The organism is Flaviaestuariibacter amylovorans (genome assembly GCF_039541815.1).
Lineage (GTDB): Bacteria > Bacteroidota > Bacteroidia > Chitinophagales > Chitinophagaceae > Flavisolibacter > Flavisolibacter amylovorans.
The window spans coordinates 439,069-461,348 of sequence record NZ_BAABGY010000007.1; the positions used below are offsets into that span (position 1 = coordinate 439,069).

Annotated in this window: 20 protein-coding genes; 14 read left to right on the forward strand and 6 right to left on the reverse strand. The window is 59.2% G+C overall.

Translation table 11 applies throughout. From position 1 onward, the window contains the following. Positions 1–27: 27 nt before the first annotated feature. Both ABD937_RS10405 and ABD937_RS10410 read right to left on the reverse strand, forming a co-directional pair. Positions 28–636 carry an SGNH/GDSL hydrolase family protein gene (locus ABD937_RS10405; RefSeq protein ID WP_345255591.1) on the reverse strand — a complete coding sequence of 203 codons (609 nt, stop codon included), beginning with the start codon at positions 634–636 and terminating at the stop codon, positions 28–30. A gap of 488 nt (positions 637–1,124) precedes the next feature. Continuing rightward, complete coding sequence (locus ABD937_RS10410) at positions 1,125–1,985, reverse strand: alpha/beta hydrolase (RefSeq protein ID WP_345255593.1); 861 nt, start codon at positions 1,983–1,985, stop codon at positions 1,125–1,127. A 79-nt stretch (positions 1,986–2,064) separates the two neighbouring features. Here ABD937_RS10410 and ABD937_RS10415 point away from each other — a divergent pair, with 79 nt between their 5' ends. From ABD937_RS10415 to ABD937_RS10445, 7 genes are all read left to right on the forward strand, one after another. Next, positions 2,065–2,835 (forward strand): Rossmann-like and DUF2520 domain-containing protein, encoded by a 771-nt coding sequence (locus ABD937_RS10415; RefSeq protein ID WP_345255595.1) that lies wholly within the window; start codon positions 2,065–2,067, stop codon positions 2,833–2,835. Between the two features lie 108 nt (positions 2,836–2,943). After that, positions 2,944–3,279, forward strand: coding sequence for a 2Fe-2S iron-sulfur cluster-binding protein (locus ABD937_RS10420; RefSeq protein WP_345255596.1), 336 nt, complete (start codon positions 2,944–2,946; stop codon positions 3,277–3,279). 24 nt (positions 3,280–3,303) lie between these two features. Continuing rightward, complete coding sequence (iscX, locus tag ABD937_RS10425) at positions 3,304–3,546, forward strand: Fe-S cluster assembly protein IscX (protein WP_345255597.1); 243 nt, start codon at positions 3,304–3,306, stop codon at positions 3,544–3,546. A gap of 139 nt (positions 3,547–3,685) precedes the next feature. Further along, the gene (locus tag ABD937_RS10430; RefSeq protein WP_345255598.1) at positions 3,686–4,207 is read left to right on the forward strand and encodes a KdsC family phosphatase; all 522 of its coding nucleotides are present in this window, start codon (positions 3,686–3,688) and stop codon (positions 4,205–4,207) included. A 9-nt stretch (positions 4,208–4,216) separates the two neighbouring features. Further along, positions 4,217–5,140 carry a geranylgeranylglycerol-phosphate geranylgeranyltransferase gene (locus tag ABD937_RS10435; RefSeq protein WP_345255599.1) on the forward strand — a complete coding sequence of 308 codons (924 nt, stop codon included), beginning with the start codon at positions 4,217–4,219 and terminating at the stop codon, positions 5,138–5,140. Between the two features lie 3 nt (positions 5,141–5,143). Then, a complete protein-coding gene (locus ABD937_RS10440) occupies positions 5,144–5,701 on the forward strand; it encodes a Maf family protein (protein WP_345255601.1) in 558 nt (185 codons plus the stop codon). 18 nt (positions 5,702–5,719) lie between these two features. After that, a complete protein-coding gene (locus ABD937_RS10445) occupies positions 5,720–6,985 on the forward strand; it encodes a DUF2851 family protein (RefSeq protein WP_345255603.1) in 1,266 nt (421 codons plus the stop codon). A 75-nt stretch (positions 6,986–7,060) separates the two neighbouring features. Here ABD937_RS10445 and ABD937_RS10450 read toward each other — a convergent pair whose 3' ends face one another. Continuing rightward, positions 7,061–7,474 carry an OsmC family protein gene (locus ABD937_RS10450; RefSeq protein ID WP_345255604.1) on the reverse strand — a complete coding sequence of 138 codons (414 nt, stop codon included), beginning with the start codon at positions 7,472–7,474 and terminating at the stop codon, positions 7,061–7,063. A 50-nt stretch (positions 7,475–7,524) separates the two neighbouring features. Between ABD937_RS10450 and ABD937_RS10455 the strand changes: the two genes are divergently transcribed. From ABD937_RS10455 to ABD937_RS10465, 3 genes are all read left to right on the forward strand, one after another. Next, positions 7,525–8,316 carry a hypothetical protein gene (locus tag ABD937_RS10455; RefSeq protein ID WP_345255606.1) on the forward strand — a complete coding sequence of 264 codons (792 nt, stop codon included), beginning with the start codon at positions 7,525–7,527 and terminating at the stop codon, positions 8,314–8,316. Between the two features lie 288 nt (positions 8,317–8,604). Further along, positions 8,605–9,531, forward strand: coding sequence for a lipoyl synthase (lipA, locus tag ABD937_RS10460; RefSeq protein WP_345255607.1), 927 nt, complete (start codon positions 8,605–8,607; stop codon positions 9,529–9,531). Between the two features lie 34 nt (positions 9,532–9,565). Then, entirely contained in the window at positions 9,566–11,482 is a 1,917-nt protein-coding gene (locus ABD937_RS10465) for a lectin-like domain-containing protein (RefSeq protein ID WP_345255609.1), read from the forward strand. Positions 11,483–11,674: 192 nt separating this feature from the next. Here the strand turns inward: ABD937_RS10465 and ABD937_RS10470 are convergent, their stop codons facing one another. Next, positions 11,675–12,643: an ROK family protein gene (locus ABD937_RS10470; RefSeq protein WP_345255611.1), complete on the reverse strand. Its 969-nt coding sequence runs from the start codon at positions 12,641–12,643 to the stop codon at positions 11,675–11,677. A 19-nt stretch (positions 12,644–12,662) separates the two neighbouring features. Then, positions 12,663–14,408, reverse strand: a complete 1,746-nt coding sequence (locus tag ABD937_RS10475; protein ID WP_345255614.1) for an MFS transporter — start codon at positions 14,406–14,408, stop codon at positions 12,663–12,665. Between the two features lie 276 nt (positions 14,409–14,684). Here ABD937_RS10475 and ABD937_RS10480 point away from each other — a divergent pair, with 276 nt between their 5' ends. The 4 genes from ABD937_RS10480 (at position 14,685) to ABD937_RS10495 (ending at position 21,033) form a co-directional block, all read left to right on the forward strand. Then, positions 14,685–16,106, forward strand: a complete 1,422-nt coding sequence (locus ABD937_RS10480) for a glycogen synthase (RefSeq protein WP_345255615.1) — start codon at positions 14,685–14,687, stop codon at positions 16,104–16,106. A 135-nt stretch (positions 16,107–16,241) separates the two neighbouring features. Further along, the gene (locus ABD937_RS10485) at positions 16,242–17,510 is read left to right on the forward strand and encodes a glucose-1-phosphate adenylyltransferase (protein WP_345255617.1); all 1,269 of its coding nucleotides are present in this window, start codon (positions 16,242–16,244) and stop codon (positions 17,508–17,510) included. Between the two features lie 206 nt (positions 17,511–17,716). Further along, positions 17,717–19,111, forward strand: a complete 1,395-nt coding sequence (locus tag ABD937_RS10490; protein WP_345255618.1) for an MFS transporter — start codon at positions 17,717–17,719, stop codon at positions 19,109–19,111. 17 nt (positions 19,112–19,128) lie between these two features. Continuing rightward, positions 19,129–21,033: a glycoside hydrolase family 13 protein gene (locus ABD937_RS10495; RefSeq protein ID WP_345255620.1), complete on the forward strand. Its 1,905-nt coding sequence runs from the start codon at positions 19,129–19,131 to the stop codon at positions 21,031–21,033. Between the two features lie 485 nt (positions 21,034–21,518). On the opposite strand, the gene ABD937_RS10500 is transcribed toward ABD937_RS10495, so the two are convergent. Further along, positions 21,519–22,259: a GLPGLI family protein gene (locus ABD937_RS10500; protein WP_345255622.1), complete on the reverse strand. Its 741-nt coding sequence runs from the start codon at positions 22,257–22,259 to the stop codon at positions 21,519–21,521. Positions 22,260–22,280 lie beyond the last annotated feature (21 nt).

The window sequence follows — 22,280 nt, forward strand, 5'->3', positions numbered from 1 at the left end:
TCATTTTGAAGCCCCGGCAGCACGCGCCTATTTGAGCTGCGCGCGGATACCTTCGGCCAGCTTTTGGGCCCAGCGCGCATACTCGGCGGCCGACGGATGCAGGTCGTCGGAAGCCACTAGCGACGGATCGCCGAGTGCTTCCCGGGTACCCGGTGTGATGTCGATGTATTGCGTCTTGTATTGTGCCGCGAGCGCGCGGTTCATGGTGTTGTACTGGTCGATCTCCGACGTAATAGTTTCCCGGTTGCGGCCGGCGGCAAAGGGAGTGGCGCCCCAATCCGGGATCGACAAAACGAATACGTGCTCGGGCTTTCCGTGGGCCAGCGCCACCGCGCGCTCCACCAGCGGACCGCACTCCATATTGTATTCTTCCACGGAGCGGCCGCGGTACTGGTTGTTGACCCCGATGAGCAGGCTTACGAAATCGTAGTGCTTCAAAAAGGTATGTGCGTTGACGGCGGCTGCCAGCTCGTCGGTGGTCCAGCCGGTGCGGGCGATGATCTCCGGCGGCGCGATGTGCACCTTTTCCTTCCGCAGTAATTGCACGGCCTGGTAGGGGAAGCTCTCCGGGAGCGGCAGCGCTTCACCGATCGTGTAGGAATCGCCGAGGGCGAGGTAGGTGTACAGTTTTTCCATGCGGAAGGGTTAAGACTGATGAAGATAGCGAAGAGACGTTTACCGCTAAGAAAAGAAGAACCTAAGGTATGTGCGAAGGATCGCACATCTCAGATTTCAGATCTGCAGTGTGAGGCACCGTGCTGGGGGGAGCAGAGAAGGAACGCCGATTTTTTATGATCGATACGATGGACGCAGAACTGTTTCCTTTTACTATGATTTCTGCGCTCGACCGAATTATCTGCACGATTAATCGGTACGAAAAGATAGGATCGGAGAGTTGGAAACGGATTCCAAAATGGAGGCGAATCGAATTTCAAGCTTTCTACAAATCCGAACGCAGCCGGCGGGCTCCGGTCAAAAATCTCCCTTATTATAAAGCTGTCGATGCGATTTCGTACTTGTGTTTCAGCCGTTGGCCTGCTTACCAATCGACGAACCATTTAAAGAAGGCGCTTAGCGAAAACCTTAGCCCCTTCTTTTCTTGGCGGCAAAAACGCTTCTTATACTTATCCTGCCTTTACGCCGTCGAGGAACTCCAGTACCTTCTGTTGCACATTCGGATCGCGGTAGACGCGCCGGTGGCCGAGGCCTTTCGTAATGTAAAAACGGACGTTGTTGTGACCTGCCTTGCGCACCGGGTGCACGTCGGAGATCGGCGTCATGTCGTCGTCCTGGTCGTGTACCCAGAGCACCTGTGCCTTGAGGTGCCGCACTGCACGGGCTACCGAGAACCATTCGGGCCGTTGCCCGCTGCGCTCCTCGATGAGGTCGTCGAACACGGGGCGCAGCGAGCCGGGAAGGCGGAGGAAGCGGAAATAGTCGGCGATGGCCGTCGTGGTTTCCGTAGCAGGCGCAATGAGGGCCACCCGCAGGCGCTCCGTGCCGGGCATCGGCTCCAGCGCGAGGCTGAGCGAAAGGCCGCCGAGCGAATGCGCCAGGTAGGCGTCCACGGGTCCGAAGCGCTCGTGCACGAGCTCAATGAACTGCTTGTATAAAAGAACATTCACGAAATCGCCCGAGCTGCGGCCGTGCGCCGGCGCATCGAAGCCGAGCACCCTGAAGCCAAGCCCTACGAGCGGCCCGATGTATTGATCAAAGTTGACGATGCTCGACTCGAAGCCATGCAGGATGAGCGCCGTGCGTGCACCCCCCTTGTTCCACTCATAGCCCTGGATGTGATAGTCCTTGAACGTAAAGCGCAGCACCTCGGCGTCGGAAAAGACCGGCGGCAGGTCTTTTTTATTGCGGTGGCGCGGCGTGCAAAAAAGCGCGAAGGCGTCCCGGGCCGCTTTCTTAGGGGCTACGGCGCTGAGTACGCGGAACTTGGTGCGGATATAGGTCAGGGCCAGTCGTTTGCTGAAAGACATGGATATTTGCAGCGGAGTTCTTGGTTTCCTTCTGCCCGCCAAAACTAGGCATTGACCAACGAAACCTCCGCGCAAAACCATGAACATCGTCATCATCGGCACCGGCAATACCGCAACCATCCTCGGACGAAAGCTCAAAGCCGCCGGGCACGGCATCCTGCAGGTCTACGGGCGCGATGCTGCGGCGGCCTCGGCACTCGCCTATGAGCTCGACACCGAGTCTACCAACTATTGGAGCGTTGTGCGCCGCGACGCCGACCTGTACCTGCTCGCGGTTTCGGATGTGGCGGTGGACGAGGTCAAGCAAGAGCTGCAGTTTGCTGATGGAACCGTGGTGCATACCGCCGCGGCGGTACCGCTCGACGGGTTGCGGGGAAGCGCCGACCATTATGGGGTGTTCTACCCGCTGCAAAGCCTGCAAAAGAACAGCATCCGCCTGCCCGAAACGCCGATCATCATCGATGCGTCGGATCAAGCCACTTTGCACCAGCTGGAGCGGCTCGCGCACAGCATCTCCGACCGGGTGGTCACCGCCTCCGACGCCGACCGCCTGCGCCTGCACCTCGCCGCCGTCTTCTGCAACAACTTCACCAACCATCTCTATGCCCTCATGGAAGACTGGTGCGCCCGCGAAGGCCTCGACTTCACGCTGCTGCGCCCCCTCATCCTGGAGACCGCCGAGCGGGTACAGACCCTTTCGCCCAGGGAGAGCCAGACGGGTCCGGCGCTCCGTAATGATACGGTGACCCTGGAGCGACACCTGGCACTTCTCGAGGAACATCCGCTCCTGAAGGAGCTCTACGTGCTGATGACGCGGAGCATCCAGGCAGGCCTGAAGCCGCTTTACTGAACCGCAGAAAGGATCCGGCACGGTCCGCCTGAATCGGCCTTAAAATACCCGGGCCTTTCTAACCGCGGGGCGTTACTTTTGCAGCCGAAAGGACTTTCAATCACCCAGATGTATACCGTTAAATTCAATTTTGAGCAGTCCGGCCTCGAGCCGGTTACCCTGGAAGGCATCAAGCCGGGCTACAGCCTCCTGGAAGTGGCCCTCATGAACGATATCGAGCTGCACCATAACTGCGGGGGCGTGTGCGCCTGCAGCACCTGCCATCTTTACGTCAATAAGGGCGAGGGTTCCCTCGAGGAGCTGAGCGACCGCGAAGAGGACTTCATCGACCGCGCCGTGAACCCGCGCCTCAACTCCCGCCTGGGTTGCCAGTGCCTCCTGCTCGAAGGCAGCGGTGCCGTAGAGGTGACCCTGCCCGATCAGACCCAGTTCCTGGGCGAATAAATGACACCGAAACGCACTCCCGATATGATGAGCCAGTTTGAGCCCCCCATTCATTGGAACGACTACGAAGACATCGCCCTGAAGCTCTATGAGCGCTTCGGGGATGACTTCAATGAAGGCCGCATCTACCGCATCCGCTTTACCGACCTCCTCGAGTGGGTACTCCAGATCCCCGGCTTCGTGGGCACCCGCGAGCAGAGCAACGAAGGTCACCTCGAGATGATCCAGAGCTCGTGGGTGTACGAGTGGCGCGATAACCAGAAGTAGCAATGTGCTAATGAGGTAATGGGGTAATGTGCTAATCTTTTTTCAACCGCCACGAGTCGCTTACCTCACCTTGCAGCTTGTTGTTCCTGAGGTTGCCTATCAGCAAATCAGCACATTAACTCATTAGCACATTCCGCCTATGGAGTTGCTCGAACGCTTTCAAAATATTTCCACGTTTGTATTCGACGTCGACGGTGTGCTCACCGACGGCACGGTGCTGCTGCTCGAGAACGGGCTGCAGGCACGACGGATGCATACGAAGGACGGGCTGGCCCTGCAGATGGCGCTCCGACACGGCTACCGGGTGCTGATCGTTTCCGGTGCGCACTCGGAGCCCGTAGTAACCCGGATGCGCTACCTCGGGCTCACCGAAGTGCACACGGCCATAAAAGACAAAAAAGGATTTCTCGAGACCTGGAGCGCGCAGCACAACATTCCCTTTGAAAAGATGTTGTTCATGGGCGACGACTTGCCCGACCTGCCGGCGATCCGCGCCGTGGGAGTCGGAGCCTGCCCGGCCGATGCGGTGTCCGAAGTGCGCGCTGCCGCCACCTACATCTCGCCGGTAAAGGGAGGGGAGGGCTGTGTGCGCGACGTCATCGAGAAAGTGCTGCGCCTCAACGAACACTGGATCTTCGAAACCGGGATCACCTCCCGATAACCAAGGACTATGACCCGACTGGCTGCGTTTTTCCGCCTCATGCGCTGGCAGAACCTGCTGTTCATCGCCATCACGCAGCTGCTGTTCTACTACTGTGTGTACGTGCCGCTCTACGATCCGGCCACCGCACCCGTAAAGCTGTTCTGGCTCATCACCGCCTCGGTCCTCATCGCTGCTGCCGGCTATATCATCAACGATTATTTCGACCTCAACATCGACCTCGTCAACAAGCCGAACAAGAACGTCATCAACCGCGTCATCGGCCGTCGGTGGGCCATTCTCTGGCACGGCGTGCTGAGCGTGGCCGGGATCCTGGCCACCGTAAAAGCCGTGGGCTGGCACAAAAGCTACCTCATTGTCGCCAACGTGGTGGTAGTGGTGCTGCTCTGGCTCTATTCCACCTCGCTCAAGAAGCGCTACCTCGTGGGCAATATCCTTATCTCGCTCCTCACCGCCTGGACCGTGCTGATCCTCTTCTTCGCGCAGGTGCCGTTTCGCGCCGCGTTCGGGGCCACGTATGACGCCGCAACGGTCAAGTACTTCCGGGTAGCGTTCCTGTATGCCGGTTTTGCCTTTATCCTCTCACTCATCCGCGAGGCGGTGAAGGACGTCGAAGACCTGGAGGGCGACCGGCGCTACGGCTGCCGCACGATGCCCATCGTGAGCGGGGTGCCGGCCACGAAGATCTACACCACCGTCTGGATCGTGGTGCTGCTCGGGGCGCTCATCATCCTGCAGCTTTACGTACTGCAATTCCGCTGGTGGTGGGCGGTGTTTTACTCCGTTTCTTGCGTGATTATTCCCCTGATTTACCTGTTTTTTCAACATACGAAAGCCAGCAGCATTGCAGAATTTGCATCCCTGAGCCGCCTCGCGAAATGGATCATGCTCACCGGGATCTTGTCGATGCTGTTTCTCCGGTTGTACTTTTAAGCTATGGCATCTTATATCCTGGCCTCCCAGTCGCCCCGGCGCAAGCAGTTGCTTGAGTGGGCAGAGATCGATTTCGAGATCCGCGTGGCCAATACCGACGAAAGCTACCCCGAAGGCCTCACGCCATCCGAAGTGGCCGTGCACATCGCCCGCGAAAAGGCGCGCGTGATCGCCGGCCAGTATCCCGGAAAGCCGGTCATCGCTGCCGATACCATCGTGGTGCTCGGCTCCGAGATCATCGGCAAGCCTGCCAACCGGGCCGAAGCGATCGCCACGCTCACGAAGCTGAGTGGGGCGGCGCACGAGGTCATCACCGGTGTAGCGATCCAGAACGGGGAGCAGGAAGTGCTTTTCCACGACGTCACCGCGGTGCAGTTTCACCCGCTGACGGCGGAGCAGATCGCATTCTACGTGGATAAGTACGGCCCTTACGACAAGGCCGGCGCCTATGCCATCCAGGAGTGGATCGGCGTGGTGGGCATCAAGTCGATACAAGGGGACTTCTACAACGTGATGGGCCTTCCGGTAAGCCGCGTGGTGCAGGCGCTCAGGGATCTCTGAGTACCAACACCTACGCATATGACTGAGCGCCTCCTGCAGTACCTGTGGCAGTACGGCTATTTCAACCATTCCGGGCTAAGCACGGACACCGGCGAGCCGGTGCAGATCCTGGCCCGTGGGCTCTGGAACCACAACGAAGGCCCCGATTTCCTGGACGCACGGGTGCGCATCGGGCCGGCCGTGCTTGCGGGTTCCGTAGAACTACACCTGCGCACCTCCGACTGGGACCGCCACCACCACGCCGGCGATCCCAATTACCGCAATGTGATCCTGCATGTCGTGTACCGTCACGACCGCGCCGGCGTGACGCCGGGCGTACCCGTGCTGGAGCTGGAACCGCATATTCCCGGCATCCTGCTGGAGCGGTATGCGGCGCTCATGGAGCAGGGCGATGCGCTCGCCTGCGCCCGCGACGCGGCTTCGGCGCCGCCACTTGTGTGGACGGCCTGGAAAGACCGCCTGGTGGTGGAGCGCCTCCTGCAGAAAACGAAAAAGATCGGTGCCGACCTGGAAGCGTCGCACAACAACTGGGAGGAGGTATTCTGGTGGCTGCTAGCGCGGCAGTTTGGCGTGCGGGTAAACGCGGAGGCCTTTGAGGAGGTAGCCCGGTCGCTGCCGGTGTCGCTGCTCGCGCGGCACCGTGGCTCCATCCACAAGCTCGAGGCCCTGCTGCTCGGGCAGGCGAACCTCCTGCACGGACATTTCACGGAAGACTACCCGCTGCTGCTGCAGCGGGAGTACCGCTACCTGAAAGGCCTCTACCCGCTGCCGCCCGTACACCGGGCCCCGCATTTTCTGCGGATGCGGCCGGCTGCGTTTCCGACCGTGCGCCTGGCCCAGCTGGCGGCCCTGTTGCAGGAGGGCGGATCGCTCTTTACGCGCCTCCTCGAAGCGGACAACCCCTCCGAGGTACACCGCCTCTTCCAGGTAACGGCCAACGACTACTGGCATTACCACTACCGGTTCGAGGAGACGTCGGCCTTTGCGCCAAAGAAGCTGGGCGCCGCCATGATCGACACGCTGCTGATCAACGTGGCGGTGCCGGTACTGTTTGCATACGGGCATTTCACCGGCGACCCGAAGCGGAAAGACGCGGCCCTGAACCTGCTGCGCAGCGTGGGCCCGGAAGATAACAGCGTGCTGCGCCCGTTCCGATCGATTGGCGTGGCCACCGAAGGTGCGGCTGATTCACAGGCGCTGATCCAGCTGTTCAAGGAGTACTGCAGCCGGAAGCGTTGCCTTGAGTGCGCCGTTGGCAATGCGTTATTGAAACGGGGACTGTAGCCTGATTTGTAGCCTGAACAGAAAAAGTCCCGACGGCAGTGCTGTCGGGGCTCGCAGATCGCCGGCGAAAATGGATTATGCCCACTCGCCCCAATCCACATTGACCTCAAGATCGGGATGGATGCTTTGTGCCACCGGGCAGGTGTGGCCTGTATTTTTCAGGATGTCTTTTTGCTTTTGCTCGATATTCCGCAGCGCCTCCGGGAAATGAAACGTAAGGTTGATGCCCCCCACGCGACGGGGCTCCGCCTTCATGATCTTCTCCACGTCGATGGTGACCCCGTCGAGATCGAGCCCCATGGTGCGGGCCTTGATGCCCATTACCGTGATCATGCAAGCGGCGAGCGAGGTGGCGAGCAGGTCGGTGGGGGAGAAGCGCTCACCCTTGCCGTTGTTGTCGGTGGGCGCGTCGGTCTCGAATGTGGAGCCGGATCGCAAATGCGTGCAGGTGGTACGCAATACGCCGTCGTATCTTACCGTTGAAGTCATTGTGTATTCGATTTGTGCCTAAATTTACCTGAATAACCCACTCCATCGTTGTGAAAAAAATCGCTTTCATACTTGGCCTTAGCGGGCTGGCGCTGCACGGTGCCGCCCAGGAGAAAACAGACCGTACGACCCGCCGGAACGAGAAACGCCAGAAGATCAACGCCATGATCCGGCAGGAGGAGGAAGGCGTGCTGGTATACCGGAAACAGACCATCTTCGGAGCCCAGCTGCGCACCAACGGCTATGGCATTCTCTTCGAGCTCGGACGCATGAAGACGCCGCGCATGACGGCGATCTACACAGCCGAACTCACCGAAACCAAGCACCCCAAGGAAGACAAGAGCAATAATTCGAATGGCTCCATCGGTGGCTCGTATATCTACGGGAAGATCAACAACTTTTATGCCCTGAAGCTTGGTTACGGCCGCCAGTATATCCTCGGCCAGAAGGGCAACAAGAACGGTGTAGCGGTGATCGCCGTGGGCGAGGGCGGCCTTTCGCTCGGCCTCCTGCGCCCTTATTACCTCGACATCCGCGACGGGAACACGAAAAAAGCCATTAAGTTCCAGGACGGTGATACAGCTGCCTTCCTTGGTGGCGACGAAGTGATCGGCTCCTCGGGACTTGGAAAAGGCTGGAACGAGATGAAGCTCCAGCCCGGTGCCTACGTAAAGGCGGCCATCCGCTTCGACTTCAACAAGTACAACGAGCGCGTTCAGGCCATACAGCTTGGCGTGAGCCTCGAAGGCTATGCCCAGAACATCCAGCAGATGGCCCTTGTAAAGCCCCGCCGGCTGTTCTTCCAGGGCCACCTGGCCTACCTTTTTGGAGGGAGAAAGTAGACGAAGTGATCGCCAGGCCCCCTGTCCCAGCCCCCTGTCCCCCGTAGGGGGAACTTTGGTCGGTCATACTTTACGGTTTCCGGGTTTTCTCAAAGAACCAATTTCAAGAAGCCCGGATCGCTTTGCGGTCCGGGCTTTTCTTTGGATGCTTGGGTACGGATTGCGGCCCACGGAAAATTTTCGCCCCCAGCGCCCCTTAGGGGTCAGCCGGGTGAATGCGAAGGTTGCGCGCTTAACGCCGGGGCCGTACCTTTGCGATTCCCGGCAACGGGACCCTAAATGAAGAACATGTCGTGTAACTCAGTTTCGGACCAACCCATTAAGCGCAATAAGCCCGACTGGCTTCGTGTGAAGCTCCCGATCGGCGAGAACTACAAACATGTGCGCGGCCTCGTGGATACCCACAAGCTGCACACCATCTGCGAAAGCGGCAACTGCCCGAACATGGGCGAATGCTGGGGTGCCGGTACCGCCACCTTCATGATCCTGGGCAATGTGTGCACCCGCTCCTGCGGATTCTGCGCCGTGGCTACGGGCCGCCCGCCCGAACTCGACTGGGATGAGCCCCAGCGCGTGGCCGAAGCCATCCACCTCATGAAGGTCAAGCACGCCGTGATCACCTCCGTAGACCGCGACGAGCTGAAAGACGGTGGCTCCACCATCTGGCACAACACCATCAAGGCCGTAAAGGCACTCAACCCCGATACGACCCTCGAAACCCTCATCCCCGACTTTAAAGGCAAGAAGGACGATATCCAGCGCCTCATCGACGCCGCACCCGAAGTGGTGTCGCACAACATTGAAACCGTGGAGCGGCTCACCCGCCAGGTGCGTATCCAGGCCAAGTACTGGCGCTCCATGGAGGTGATCAAAACCCTCAAGGAAGGCGGCATGCGCACGAAAAGCGGCATCATGCTCGGACTCGGCGAAACAAAAGAAGAAGTGCTGCAAACCCTGCAGGACCTCAAAGACAACGGTTGCGACGTGGTGACCATCGGGCAGTACCTGCAGCCGACAAAACGCCACCTGCCGGTGGAGCGCTTCGTGCACCCCAACGAGTTTGCCGAATACCGTGAAGCGGGCTACCAGATGGGCCTCGACTACGTGGAGAGCGGGCCGCTCGTGCGTTCCTCGTACCACAGCGAACGGCACGTGTTCGCCGGCCTCGGCCGCGCCGAGTGGGAGCGCTCGAAATCGGGCGTGCCGCAACTCTAAGTTCGGTACCTTTGGTACATACATGAAAAGAGGTATGTATTGGAAAACAGTAACGCTGGCCCTGGCCGGGTTGCTGTTTTTTTATGCCGCCGGGGCCCAGTATATCCTCAACGGCTCGGCAGAGCGGATCAATTGCAACTGCTACCTGCTCACCCCCGACCGCAATACGCAGTCCGGCTCTGTCTGGAACGGGAACAAGATCTCGCTGCTGGTTCCTTTCGACTTTACGTTCAACGTGTACCTCGGCTGCTCCGACGCCACCGGCGCCGACGGCATCGTGTTCATGCTGCAACCGCTCAGCACCTCCGTCGGCACTTCCGGCGAGGGGATGGGCTTTTCCGGCGTGTCGCCTTCCATCGGCATCGCCCTCGACACCTGGCAGAACCCGACCCAGAATGACCCGGCCTTTGATCATATCAGTATCCAGGCGAACGGCATCACCAACCACAGCAGCGACCTGGTGCCGCCGGTGCCCGTCTCGGCCACTTCCGATAACGTGGAGGACTGCAACTGGCACCAGCTCCGCATCTCCTGGGACCCGTCTACCCGCTGGCTACGCACCTGGTTCGACGGCGCGCCGCGCGTGGAAAAACAGGTGGATCTCGTGGGCAGCATCTTCAATGGCGACCCGATGGTGTACTGGGGCTTCAGCGCCGCCACCGGTGGGGCCGTCAACATCCAGAAGTTTTGTACCGCGCTCAACCCGGGCTACACGTCGAGCCTCGCCCGCGATACGTTCTGCGTCGGCACCCCGATCCGGTTCCGCGACAGTTCGGTCTCCTTTGCACCCGTAAGCGCCTGGTTCTGGGACTTCGGCGATGGGACCACCTCTACGCTCGAAGATCCGCCGCCGCACATCTACCCGACGCCTGGGCCCTACGAGCTTAAATTCGCCATCACCGGCATGGACGGCTGCCGCAGCGACACCCTCCACCGGCCCATCCTGGTGGCTTCGCCGGCTACCGCCTCTTTTTCAATCCGCGATACCTGCTTCAAGCGGGCGCCGGTGGTGCAGCCGTTGGGCAGCAATGTGGGCGTTGCGTACGAATGGCGGGTCGACGGAACCCTTGTTTCTACGGATAGCCTTCCCCTCCTGAATGGCCTCACCGAAGGACCGCACGGGCTGCAGCTTACGGTACGTTCCCTCTACGGCTGCAGCGCACCACAATTGCTCTCCCGCTCCTTCACTATGCTGCCGCTACCGCGGTTTTCGCAGGACCTGGCCGATGGGTGCGTGCAGCAGGCCTGGCCCTTTTCGGCCACACTTACGGGTACCGAGCCGGTCCGCCAGTGGTTCTGGGATTTCGGCGACGGCAGGCGGAGCGGCGCGCAGGGGGGCACACTCGTCTTCCGCGATACCGCCGTCCGTTCCGTGCGTACCTGGGCGTTTGGCAACAACGGCTGCCCGTCGGATACGCTTTCCCGGACCGTTCGCTTTGCGGAAGCCCGGGGCTCGGCCGGCCGCGACACCGTGGTGCTGTCCAACCGACCAGCTCTCCTGCACGGCTGGGCCAATGGCCCGGTACTCTGGACGCCGGCAACGGGGCTGAGCAATGCCTCGATCCCAAACCCGACGGTGACGCTGAACGAAGACGCCCGCTACCTGATGACGGTGACCACCCTGGAGGGCTGCGTGCTTCGCGACAGCCTGTTCGTAGAGGTATTCAAAGGGTCTGACGTTTGGGTACCGAACGCCTTCACCCCCAACAACGACGGGCGCAACGACCGGTTCCGCCCCCTCTTCAAAGGCATCCGCGAGCTCCTTAATTTCAGCATCTACAACCGGTGGGGCGAATTGGTCTATGCAACCAAGGACCCGCAGGCTGGCTGGGACGGCGCCTTGAAAGGAGGGAGGGAAGCAGGCAACGACACGTTCGTGTGGATGCTCCACGCCATCGACTGGGAAGGCAGGGTGTACCAGCTGAAGGGTACGGTGACGGTGATCCGGTAGGAAAGGGTTTTGGACGGTTTTGAAAGGTTTTGAAGGGTTTTGGAAGGTTGGTGTAAAAGAGCGTTTTGCTGTTTCATGGACGTCCCACCATAAAAAAGCCGCTCCAGGGGAGCAGCTTCAATATGTATTGGAAAGTGCGTTTTGATATTGTAGGTACCGGAAAACTTCGAACAACAAACGCCAAACTTCAAATTATTCCTTGATCTCCCACACCAGCGCACTGGCGCCGAGGATGGCTGCGTCGGCTTCCTTGAGCTCGCTGAACACGAGGCGGACTTTGTTCTGGAAAATCGGGAGCAGGTTGGCCTCCATGTGCTGGCGCGTCGGGTTCATCAGGAGGTCTCCGGCCTTGATGACGCCCCCGAACAGGATGATCGCCTCGGGAGAGGAGAACATCACGAAGTTGGCTAGCGCCTCGCCCAGCACCTGCCCGGTAAAGCGGTAGGTTTCCGCCGCAATCGGGTCGCCGTTGACGGCGCATTCATATACTTTCTTGGAATCGAGGTCTTCCTCGCTGAACTGGCGCAGCAGGCTGTCGTCGTTGCTGTTCGCGAGCAGCTCCTGCGCGGTGAGCACGATGCCCGTTGCGGAGCAGTACGCTTCAAGCGAACCATGCAGCCCTGTTCCCCAGTGCTTGCGGCCGCCGGGCCGGATGCAGGTGTGTCCGAGCTCGCCGGCGAAGCCGTCGTGCCCGAGAATGAGCTGCCCGTTGGCTACGATGCCCGAACCGACGCCGGTGCCGAGGGTGATCATGATGAAATCCTTCATGCCGCGGGCGGCACCGTACATCATCTCGCCCACCGCTGCCGCGTTGGCGTCGTTGGTGAGGGAGCACGGAAGGCCGAACTTCTGTGTCATGAGCTGCGTCATCGGGATCACGCCTTTCCAGTGCAGGTTGGGCGCGTACTCGATGGTGCCTTTGTAATAGTTGCCGTTGGGCGCGCCCACGCCGATGCCCTTGATCGTGATCTCGTCGCCAAAGCCTGCGAGCACCGGTTTCAGCGTGTCGTAAATGGCGTCGATGAAGCCTTCAACAGTCTCGTGCGCATCGGTGCGGAGGTCGCCTTTCTGGACAATCTCGCCACGGTGATTGACGACGCCCCACTTGGTGTTGGTGCCGCCGATGTCGATGCCGAGTGCCAGTTCATGTGATAGATCCATAATCTTCTTGATAGGTAGTTTACGCTTCAGTAGCAACTTCCGGGTTCGTGGCAGGTGTTTTATCCCGGACCGGGGTTTCGTAGTCGATACCCTGGCGGCGCAGGATGCCCCGCACGGCGAACGCGAAGAAGGCAAGATACGCAAAGCACACTACTGCCACCCAATACGACTGATGAATACCTGCGCCGGCAACGTCGCTCCGTGTCTGGATGAAGTCGGCCAGCTTCCCCTGGATCGGCGGAATGATACCGCCCCCGAGGATCATCATGATCAGGAAGGCAGAGCCCTGGGTGGTATACTTGCCCAGGCCGGCGATCGACAGTGCAAAAATTGCCGGCCACATGATGGAGCAGAAGAGGCCACCGCTGAGGAAGGCGTAGATAGCGATCTGGCCCTTCGTCATGAGGCCGATGATCATGGCCACAACGCCCAGCAAGCTGAAGAGGAGCAGTGTTTGCGCGGGGCGGTCCTTACTGATATAGAAGGCAATGATCTGAACGATCACACACACTACGTAATAATACAGGGGGCGCATGTCGTACTTGGCCAGCGTGTTGATCCCGATCAGCAGGCCGAAGGCCACCAGCGGCACCACGAACTGGAGGGCGCGCTTGGTGCCCTCCGACAGGTTGAAGGCGCTGATGGCGCCGGTCCAGCGGCCGATCATGAGTCCGCCCCAGTACATGATGATGAAGGGGGTCGCCTCCGAGGCGGAGCGGTTGCCGAAGTCGGGCTGGCGCAGCAGCTCACCCAGGTTGGAGCCGATCGTAACTTCCACGCCTACGTACACGAAGATGGCGAGCATGCCCAGTACCAGCTGGGGATACTGCATGGCGCCCCAGCCCTCGGGGCGGCGGCGCGCGCTCGCATTTGCCAGCAACAGGCCTGCAACCACCACCACGAACGCGCCCAGCAGGAGCTTCATACGGAAGTTCTCCAGGTCGTGACGGCCGGCCTCGTCAAGCGTGGCGGGATCGGTCTTGTAGCTGTTGAATACCGGCACGAACAGAACGATCAGCAGTCCGGTCAGAATGAGCAGCGTGTACAGCGCCTTGTTGGCGCGCTCGGTCTTTTCCGTGGAAATGCCGGAAGGCACTTTTTTCGAGAAAAAGAACAGCGCGGCGGCCGCCAGGAAGAGCGCGCCCACACAGGAGTAAAGCACGATCACCTTGTCGAGACTCAGCGATTTGATCTGCTCGTCGGTGATGGCGGCCGTAGAGCCGAAGAGCGCCAGTGCAACAATGAGCGGTCCTACCGAGGTGCCAAAGGAGTTGATGCCACCGCCCAGGTTCACACGGCTGGTACCCGTAGCCGGGTCGCCCAGCGAGATGGCGAAGGGCTGCGCGGCGGTTTGCTGCAGCGAAAAGCCGAGCGCAACAATGAAGAGGCCGAAGAGCATGCCGGCAAAGGTGTTGGCGTTCACGGCCATGATCATGGCGCCGGCACCGAGGGCCGAGAAGAGCAGCCCGTACACGATGCTTTTCTTATAGCCCCATTTGGCAACAAGGTCCTGCCCGCCGAAGGCGCCGTAGGCGAACAGCACGAGGGCACCGATATAATAGGCGGTGTAAAAGGCAAAATCGATCAGCTGGCTTTGGAACTGGTCGAGGCCGAAGTAGTGCTTGCAAAACGGAATGAATACGGAGTTGCCGGCCGCGATGAATCCCCAGAAGAAGAACACGGTAACGAGGGTCGATAGCGCGCCGTAATTGGTGGTGGCGGACCCTTCGATACGGGAGGTGGACGAGTTGATAGCAGTAGCCATGAGCCAGGGTTGATGGTTTGTTGGGAAAATTCCTTTACGGCAACCAAAATAAGGCGTTTTATTGTTACCGGTGACGGCCACGGCGCGCTGTTGATAAAAAGATGCTGCGTTTGTGCGTTCTGTGTCAATAACTTGGAAAAATGTCGGTCTGGCGTTGGCTCGCGTCACGGTGAGGCTCAGCCCATTTTTGAAAGCCGGGCAAATCAGGAAGGGAATTTTATCGCTGCTTTGACGCGGCAATCGAAATTCCCCTAATTTCAAATCAGGTTGAATCGTATGGAGATAATTCACGTATCGGCAGAATGTTACCCGGTGGCCAAAGCCGGCGGACTCGGAGATGTGGTGGGCGCGCTGCCCAAATACCAGGTGGCGTCGGGGCATTTCGCCAAGGTGGTGATGCCCATGTACCGCACTAAATTCCTGTATAACCACGAGTGGGAACTCGTGCACGAGGGCGGTCAGTTCATCGGCGGCCGCTACTTTAACTACGCAGTCATCAAGGAGCCGACCAATGTGCTCGGCTTCGACCTGTACCTCATCGACATCAACGGCCTGCTCGACCGGGAGAAGGTCTATGGGTACGACGACGACACGGAGCGCTTCCTGGCCTTCCAGATCGCGGTGTGCGATTGGCTGAGCCGCTGGGAGCACCAGCCCGACGTCGTGCACTGCCACGACCATCATACCGGGTTTATCCCCTTCCTGATGCAGTACGCCTACGCGTTCAGCCGGCTTGCCAATATCCCAACGGTCTTCACCATCCACAACGCGCAGTACCAGGGACAGATCGGCTGGGACCGCATCAACCTGCTGCCGCCGCACGACACCTGGAAGTGGGGGCTGCTCGACTGGAACAACGCCATCAACCCGCTCGCCTCTGCACTCCGCTGCGCCTGGCGCGTCACCACCGTGAGCCCAACGTATATGAACGAGCTGCGCCAGTCCGCGGCCGGGCTCGAGGCGCTTATGAATTATGAACAGGGCAAGTGCTCGGGCATACTCAATGGCATCGATTCGGAGGTGTGGAATCCGGAGACCGACCCGCTGCTGGTGAAAAATTACAGCACCGAAACGGTGAAGGAAGGGAAACGCCGCAACAAAGAAGAACTCTGTTCGCGCTTCGGCCTCGACCCCGAAAAGCCGCTCTTCGTTTTCATCGGCCGCCTGGTGGGCGAGAAAGCCGCCGACATCCTGCCGGAAGCCATCCGCCAGTCGATCTACGAGCACAACGGTATGGCTTCGTTCCTGATCCTGGGATCCGGTGAAACAGCGGTAGAGAATTCGCTCGAAACATTGAAGTACCAGTTTGCCGGGTACATGAATACCTTCATCGGGTACAATGAAGCGTTGAGCCACCTTATGTACGCGGGCGCCGACTTCCTGCTGATGCCGAGCCGCGTGGAGCCCTGCGGCCTCAATCAACTGTATGCCCTCCGTTACGGCACGGTACCTATGGTGCGCAACACCGGCGGCCTGCACGACACAGTGCGCGACTTCGGCGACTGGCAGGGCTACGGCATCCGCTTCAATAACGCCGAAGTTAGCGACATCGTCTACTCCGTAGGCCGCGCGCTGGGCCTATACCACGCGCAACCCGACCTGCTGCAATGGATGCGGAGCTACATGATGCGCCTCGACTTTTCCTGGGACGCCTCTGCCGGAGCGTACACATCGCTCTACCAGCAACTGCGCGGTTAAACCGCGGCGCTTGCTTTCAAGTGCGCGGGTGACTATCTTTAAATCGAAAGGCCTTTACGGAATGAACCAAAAGACAAGGCATAATTGTTATATAAGAATCTGGAAACCAATCCCAATTAGCGAAACAAACGAGTTATGAAAGAAGTATTGTCCGTGATCCTGGGCGGCGGCGCCGGCACCCGCCTTTACCCGCTGACCGCCACCCGCTCGAAGCCGGCCGTTCCCATCGCCGGTAAATACCGCCTCGTGGACATCCCGATCTCCAACTGCCTCAACTCGGGCATCAGCCGCATGTTCGTACTCACCATGTACAACTCGGCCTCGCTCAACCGGCACATCAAGAACACCTATCACTTCAGCGCCTTCAGCAATGCCTTCGTAGACATCCTCGCGGCCGAGCAGACACCCGACAACTTCACCTGGTTCCAGGGAACTGCGGACGCCGTACGCCAGGGCCTGCGTCACCTCGAGCCCTTCCCGGCCGACTATATCCTGATCCTTTCCGGCGACCAGCTGTACCAGCTCGACTTCGTGCGGATGGTGGAAGAGCACAAGCAAAAGGGCGCCGACATCACCGTGGCCACCATTCCCGTAACGGAAAAGGAAGCATCCGATTTCGGCATCCTCAAGATCACCGACGGCATGATCACGTCTTTTACCGAAAAGCCCAAGAGCGGACTTGAGAACTGGGTGAGCGACACGGGCGAGGAGATGCGTTCCAAAGGCCGCAACTACCTTGCGTCCATGGGCATCTACATCTTCAACCGCAACCTCCTGTTCGACCTCCTGCAGAAGGAATACGCTGAGGCGACCGACTTCGGTAAGAACATCATCCCCGACTCCATTCAAAAGTATAAGGTGGCCTCGTTCCAGTACGAGGGCTACTGGGAAGACATCGGGAACATCCGTGCGTTTTACGAGGCCAACCTCGCGCTGACCGACGACCTGCCGGCCTTCAACCTGTTCGACAACAGCAAGGCCATTTATACCCGCGCGCGCATGCTGCCGCCGGCCAAGATCTCCGGCACGCACCTCGACAAGGCCATCATTGCCGAAGGCTCCATCATCAATGCCTCGCGCATCGAGCACTCGATCGTGGGCATCCGCTCGCGCATCGGCCACGAAACGGTGATCCTGGATTCGTACCTGATGGGTAACGACTATTTCGAGACGCTCGAAGACATCGCGCATGACCAGCAGCACGGACTGCCCATCCTCGGCATCGGCTCGCGCTGTCATATACAGAACGCCATCATCGACAAGGATTGCCGCATCGGCGACGATGTACGCATCATGGGGGGCGCCCACCTCGAGGACGGCGACCATGCGCTCTATACCATCAAGGACGGCATCGTGGTGATCAAGAAGGGAGCGGTGCTGCCCAATGGGTTTACGCTCGGGTAACGGGAACCAGACCTGTAAAGACGCATTAGATACATCTGATTCAACAAGAAGGAGGCGCCCCGACGGGCGCCTCCTTCTTGTCAAGCAAGTAGCCCGTTCTGTAAACTCGAATTTGAACATATGGATTACCAAACCGGGAATTGTGTCCGCAAAACACATTTGTTTGGGATTAGTTGCTAACTTCCGGCCATCAAGATTGATTGCTTATGTCTGCGAACACACCGCTTGCCTCCGGCACCCACAAACCCCGGCTTTCCATCTCCCAGATCGTCAATATGAGCGTAGGCTTCTTCGGGATCCAGTTTGGCTGGGACCTGCAGCGCGCCAACATGGGCCCCATCTACGACGTGCTCGGCGCTAACCCCGACGAGATCCCGCTGCTGTTCCTGGCGGCGCCGCTCACCGGCCTTATTGTGCAGCCCATCATCGGCTATATGAGCGACCGCACCTGGCACCCGCGCTGGGGCCGCCGCCGCCCGTATTTCCTCATCGGCGCCATCCTCAGCTCCATCGCGCTCATCTTCATGCCACACAGCCCCGCACTGTGGTTCGCCGCCGGCCTTCTCTGGGTGCTCGACGTGTTCGGTAACGTAGCCATGGAGCCTTTCCGCGCATTTGTGGCCGACAAACTACCCGACAGCCAGTTGAACCGCGGCTTCGTGATGCAAAGCCTTATGATCGGCCTTGGCGGCTCTATCGCATCGGCGCTTCCCTGGATCATGACCAACATTTTTGACAAAAAGAACACCGCCGCCAAAGGCATTATCGCCGATAACGTGCGCTACTCCTTTTATATCGGTGCCTTCTTCTTTTTGGCCGCGGTACTCTACACGGTTTTCTCCTCTAAGGAATACCCGCCTACGGAGGAGGAACTCGCACGCCGGAAAGCCGAGGGCAAAGGTGGTTTTCTATCAGGTGCGCGCGAGATCTTCTCCTCGATTGCAACGATGCCCCCGCGGATGCGCATCATTTCGCTGGTGCAGTTCTTTACCTGGCCTGGCCTCTTCCTCATGTGGTTCTACTACTCGGTGGCTGTGGCCTACAACATCTTCGGCGCTACCAGCGACACCGATCCCGCGTTCGGTAACGGCCGCGACTTTGCCGGACTTACTCTCGCCTTCTATAACGTGGTGACCTTCGCGTTTGCCTTCATACTGCCCAATATCGCCGATCGCCTTGGCCGTAAGTGGACACACGGCATCTGCCTCGCCATCGGCGCGCTCGGCCTTATCAGCGTGGCCTGGGTGCACGACAAGAACATGCTGTTCCTCTGCATGACCTGCGTTGGCATTGCCTGGACCTCCATCCTTTCTATGCCCTATGCCATGCTCGGTGGCGTGCTGCCGCCGCACAAGGTGGGCATCTACATGGGCATCTTCAACTTCTTCATCGTACTGCCCGAGATCATCGCATCCCTCGGCTTCAAGTGGATCATGAACAACCTCCTCAACAACGACCGCCTATTGGCAGTGCAGGTCGGTGGTTACCTCATGATCCTCGCGGCCATCATCTGCGTGGCCTTTATCAAGGAAAAGAAGAACGAAAACGTAGACGAAACCCAGGTCGCTGAAATGGAAATTCTCGAGAACCGCTCCGTATAAGAACCGTAATGATCGTTATGAAAAGAATACTTGGCTTATCGCTCCTGCTGTGGAGCACCGGCCTGATGGCCCAGCCCCTCAAGCCCACCGGCGTGTACCCGACCCATTGGTGGGCCGGCATGAAGAACCCGAAGCTGCAGCTGATGCTGTATGCACCCGGGGCCGGAAATTATTCCTACAGCATAGCCAACCCGTCGGTGCAGCTGGTAAAGGTGAATAAGGTAGAGAACAGCAACTACGTGTTCCTCGACCTCGTGGTGAAGCCCACCGCGAAGCCGGGCAACGTAAAGGTCAGCTGGAGCAAGGGAGGGGAGAAGGGCTCCTTCGACTACGAGCTGAAGGCCCGCCGCAAAGGCAATGGCACCAGCTACGCGCAGGGCGTCCGCTCCGAAGATTTCATCTACTTCCTGATGCCCGACCGCTTCTCGAACGGCGACCCCGCTAACGACAAGATCGCGCACTACAAAGACCAGACGCTCAACCGCGACTCCATGTACCACCGCCACGGCGGCGACCTGCAGGGCGTGATCAACAAGCTCGACTACCTGAAGGACCTCGGCGCCACGGCTCTTTGGCTGACGCCGGTATTGGAGAACGACATGCCGAACCGTACCGAGCACGGCTATGCCATCACCAACCATTACAACGTAGATGAGCGCTATGGCGGCCACCTCGCCTACAAGCGGCTTTCCGATGCCTTGCACGCAAAGGGCATGAAGCTCATTCAGGATGCGGTGTACAACCACAGCGGCCTCTTCCATTTCTCGGTGCAGGACCTGCCCATGAAAGATTGGCTGCACCAGTGGCCCAAGTACACGCAGACGACCTACAAAGACTACCCGCTGATGGACCCGTACGCGGCCGCTTCCGACAAGAAGCAAATGCTCGACGGCTGGTTCACGCCCCAGATGCCCGACCTGAACCACAACAATCCCTACATGGCCAACTACCTCATCCAGCACGCGATCTGGTGCACCGAGGAGTTCGGCGTGGACGGCTGGCGCATCGATACGTATATCTACAACGACCTCGAGTTCATGAACCGCTGCAACGCGGCGCTGCTCGCCGAGTTCCCGAAGCTCACGCTGTTCGGCGAAACCTGGGTGCACGGCACTGCTAACCAGGCCTTCTTCGTGCGCAACAATATCAAGGGGCTCAAGTTCAACTCCAACCTCCAGGGCGCAACGGATTTCCAGACCCTGTTCTATGGCATCCAGCCCGCGCTCAACCAGGCCTTCGGCTGGACGGAAGGCGTGAACAAGCTGTACATGACGCTGGCCAACGACTTCCTGTATCAGGATGCAACGAACAACGTGGTTTTCCTCGACAACCACGATATGACGCGAGCGCTCTCTACCTTCGGCGAGGACGTGGACAAGCTCAAAGCGTCCCTCGGCTGGCTGCTTACAACGCGCGGCATCCCGCAACTATACTACGGCACCGAGGTGTTGATGAAGGGCGTTTCCAACCCCGACGGCCTCGTGCGCGGCGATTTCCCGGGCGGCTGGAAGGGTGACGCGCAGGACAAGTTCACCGCCGCGGGCCGTGTGGGCCGCGAAGAGGAAGTGTTCCAATGGATCCGCACACTCGCCAACTACCGGAAGAATTCGACGGCCCTTACGAAGGGTGCGCTGACGCAGTACGTGCCCAAAGATTGGGTGTATACCTACTTCCGCCACGACAGCAAAAGCACCGTGATGGTGATCATGAACACAAGTGCCGAGGAGCGCACGGTAGATCCGCAGGCATTTCCGGAGCGCACCGCAGGCTTCAGCTCTGCCCGTAACGTCGTCACCGGCGCGGTGAGCCAGCTCGGTCGCAGCTGGAAGGTACCCGGCAAAACGATCTGGGTGCTGGAGCTCGGCAAAGGCACGCCCCAAACGGCCGCCGGCACTCCGGAAAACGGGCTGCAAAAGCAATAAAACAACGCTTCGATAGTGGAGAAGACCGGCCCCTGTGGCCGGTCTTCTGCATTCCGGTGCCTCCCTTAAAAAAAGAATAACGGCAGGGGTGGACAGTGCCGTTTGTAGCATGCTTTAGCCGCTTCCATAGAACGGCTACACTCATGAAACAATAGCACCAGCATTCTAGCGCCTCTAGCAGCAACTGTTCCCCTGACTTGCAATGAGTAAAAAGTTAAGCAGGTGTCTGCATTTTGTGGATGTGAGGAGTCACGATCAAGTACGCGGCCCTGACAACTCTCCACGATGAATTTTTTCTGTTGAAGTGCTTACGGCGTTGTGAACAGTAAAAACACCTACTACCAAAGTTGAGAGCCCCCGCAATGCGGGGGCTCTCGTATGAATGTGCTTTGAGAAAAGGTCGAAGCCAGAAAAATATGTTCGGCCTAAGTTCTCCCTTCGGGGGACAGGGGGCCGGGACAGGGGGCCGGGACAGGGGGCTGGGCCTATATCGCGAAATTGACCACCATCCGGCTGCCGTAGGTGCCCCATTCGCGCATCAGCGTGCCGAGGGATTTCATCATGGCGGAGCGCGTCGTTTTCTTGCCCTTGGTGGCCGGCGCCACGGCCTGCATCGGTACGTCGTACACCTCCACCTTCGTGGCAAACCAGGTGGTATGCAGGCGCGGAATGCCCATGCCGAGGATCATGCCGGGCAGGCCCTGGATTCCCTCGGGACCGCCGGGGATCATGATCTCATCGGTATAGAAGGCGAAGATGGCTACCGTATCGTCGAGGATACCGACAGCCTTTCGGCATTCGTAGCCCTGGATAACGCGGGTGTCGGCAGTGATCTTCCACTTGATGCGCGAGAGGCTGTCCTCCATCAGGAAGGTCTCTTCGTACACGGGTTTCTGGGCTACCACACGGGCGCTGCGGAAGTCGGTAAAGACGACGTTCTTGTCGGCCACGGGGCGGAACCAGGAGCGCGGGTCTACCTGCGTCTCGCGGCCCGGTCGATACAGCGAGCGGTCGCCGTCGCCGATAAAGTCGTGGTAGGTGATCACCGACTTGGGCAGGCGGTCCTTGATGCGGTCGTACCACTCCGGATCGAGCTCCTTGTAGTAGGCCGGCACGTTCATGTTCTTTTCGAACTCGATCTTCACCTTACCGTGGAATTTCGGCGGCTGTGCGGAGGCGCCCAGCGCCAGCGCAAAGAAGGAGAGGAGGAAGAATATTTTTTTCATGGTTGATTGTCTTAGGTTGAA

Coding starts and splice junctions, on each gene's coding strand:
- ABD937_RS10405 (WP_345255591.1), bottom strand. CDS start 636: ATGGAAAAACTGTACACCTACCTCGCCCTCGGCGATTCCTACACGATC.
- ABD937_RS10410 (WP_345255593.1), bottom strand. CDS start 1,985: ATGTCTTTCAGCAAACGACTGGCCCTGACCTATATCCGCACCAAGTTC.
- ABD937_RS10415 (WP_345255595.1), top strand. CDS start 2,065: ATGAACATCGTCATCATCGGCACCGGCAATACCGCAACCATCCTCGGA.
- ABD937_RS10420 (WP_345255596.1), top strand. CDS start 2,944: ATGTATACCGTTAAATTCAATTTTGAGCAGTCCGGCCTCGAGCCGGTT.
- iscX (WP_345255597.1), top strand. CDS start 3,304: ATGATGAGCCAGTTTGAGCCCCCCATTCATTGGAACGACTACGAAGAC.
- ABD937_RS10430 (WP_345255598.1), top strand. CDS start 3,686: ATGGAGTTGCTCGAACGCTTTCAAAATATTTCCACGTTTGTATTCGAC.
- ABD937_RS10435 (WP_345255599.1), top strand. CDS start 4,217: ATGACCCGACTGGCTGCGTTTTTCCGCCTCATGCGCTGGCAGAACCTG.
- ABD937_RS10440 (WP_345255601.1), top strand. CDS start 5,144: ATGGCATCTTATATCCTGGCCTCCCAGTCGCCCCGGCGCAAGCAGTTG.
- ABD937_RS10445 (WP_345255603.1), top strand. CDS start 5,720: ATGACTGAGCGCCTCCTGCAGTACCTGTGGCAGTACGGCTATTTCAAC.
- ABD937_RS10450 (WP_345255604.1), bottom strand. CDS start 7,474: ATGACTTCAACGGTAAGATACGACGGCGTATTGCGTACCACCTGCACG.
- lipA (WP_345255607.1), top strand. CDS start 8,605: ATGTCGTGTAACTCAGTTTCGGACCAACCCATTAAGCGCAATAAGCCC.
- ABD937_RS10465 (WP_345255609.1), top strand. CDS start 9,566: ATGTATTGGAAAACAGTAACGCTGGCCCTGGCCGGGTTGCTGTTTTTT.
- ABD937_RS10470 (WP_345255611.1), bottom strand. CDS start 12,643: ATGGATCTATCACATGAACTGGCACTCGGCATCGACATCGGCGGCACC.
- ABD937_RS10475 (WP_345255614.1), bottom strand. CDS start 14,408: ATGGCTACTGCTATCAACTCGTCCACCTCCCGTATCGAAGGGTCCGCC.
- ABD937_RS10480 (WP_345255615.1), top strand. CDS start 14,685: ATGGAGATAATTCACGTATCGGCAGAATGTTACCCGGTGGCCAAAGCC.
- ABD937_RS10485 (WP_345255617.1), top strand. CDS start 16,242: ATGAAAGAAGTATTGTCCGTGATCCTGGGCGGCGGCGCCGGCACCCGC.
- ABD937_RS10490 (WP_345255618.1), top strand. CDS start 17,717: ATGTCTGCGAACACACCGCTTGCCTCCGGCACCCACAAACCCCGGCTT.
- ABD937_RS10495 (WP_345255620.1), top strand. CDS start 19,129: ATGAAAAGAATACTTGGCTTATCGCTCCTGCTGTGGAGCACCGGCCTG.
- ABD937_RS10500 (WP_345255622.1), bottom strand. CDS start 22,259: ATGAAAAAAATATTCTTCCTCCTCTCCTTCTTTGCGCTGGCGCTGGGC.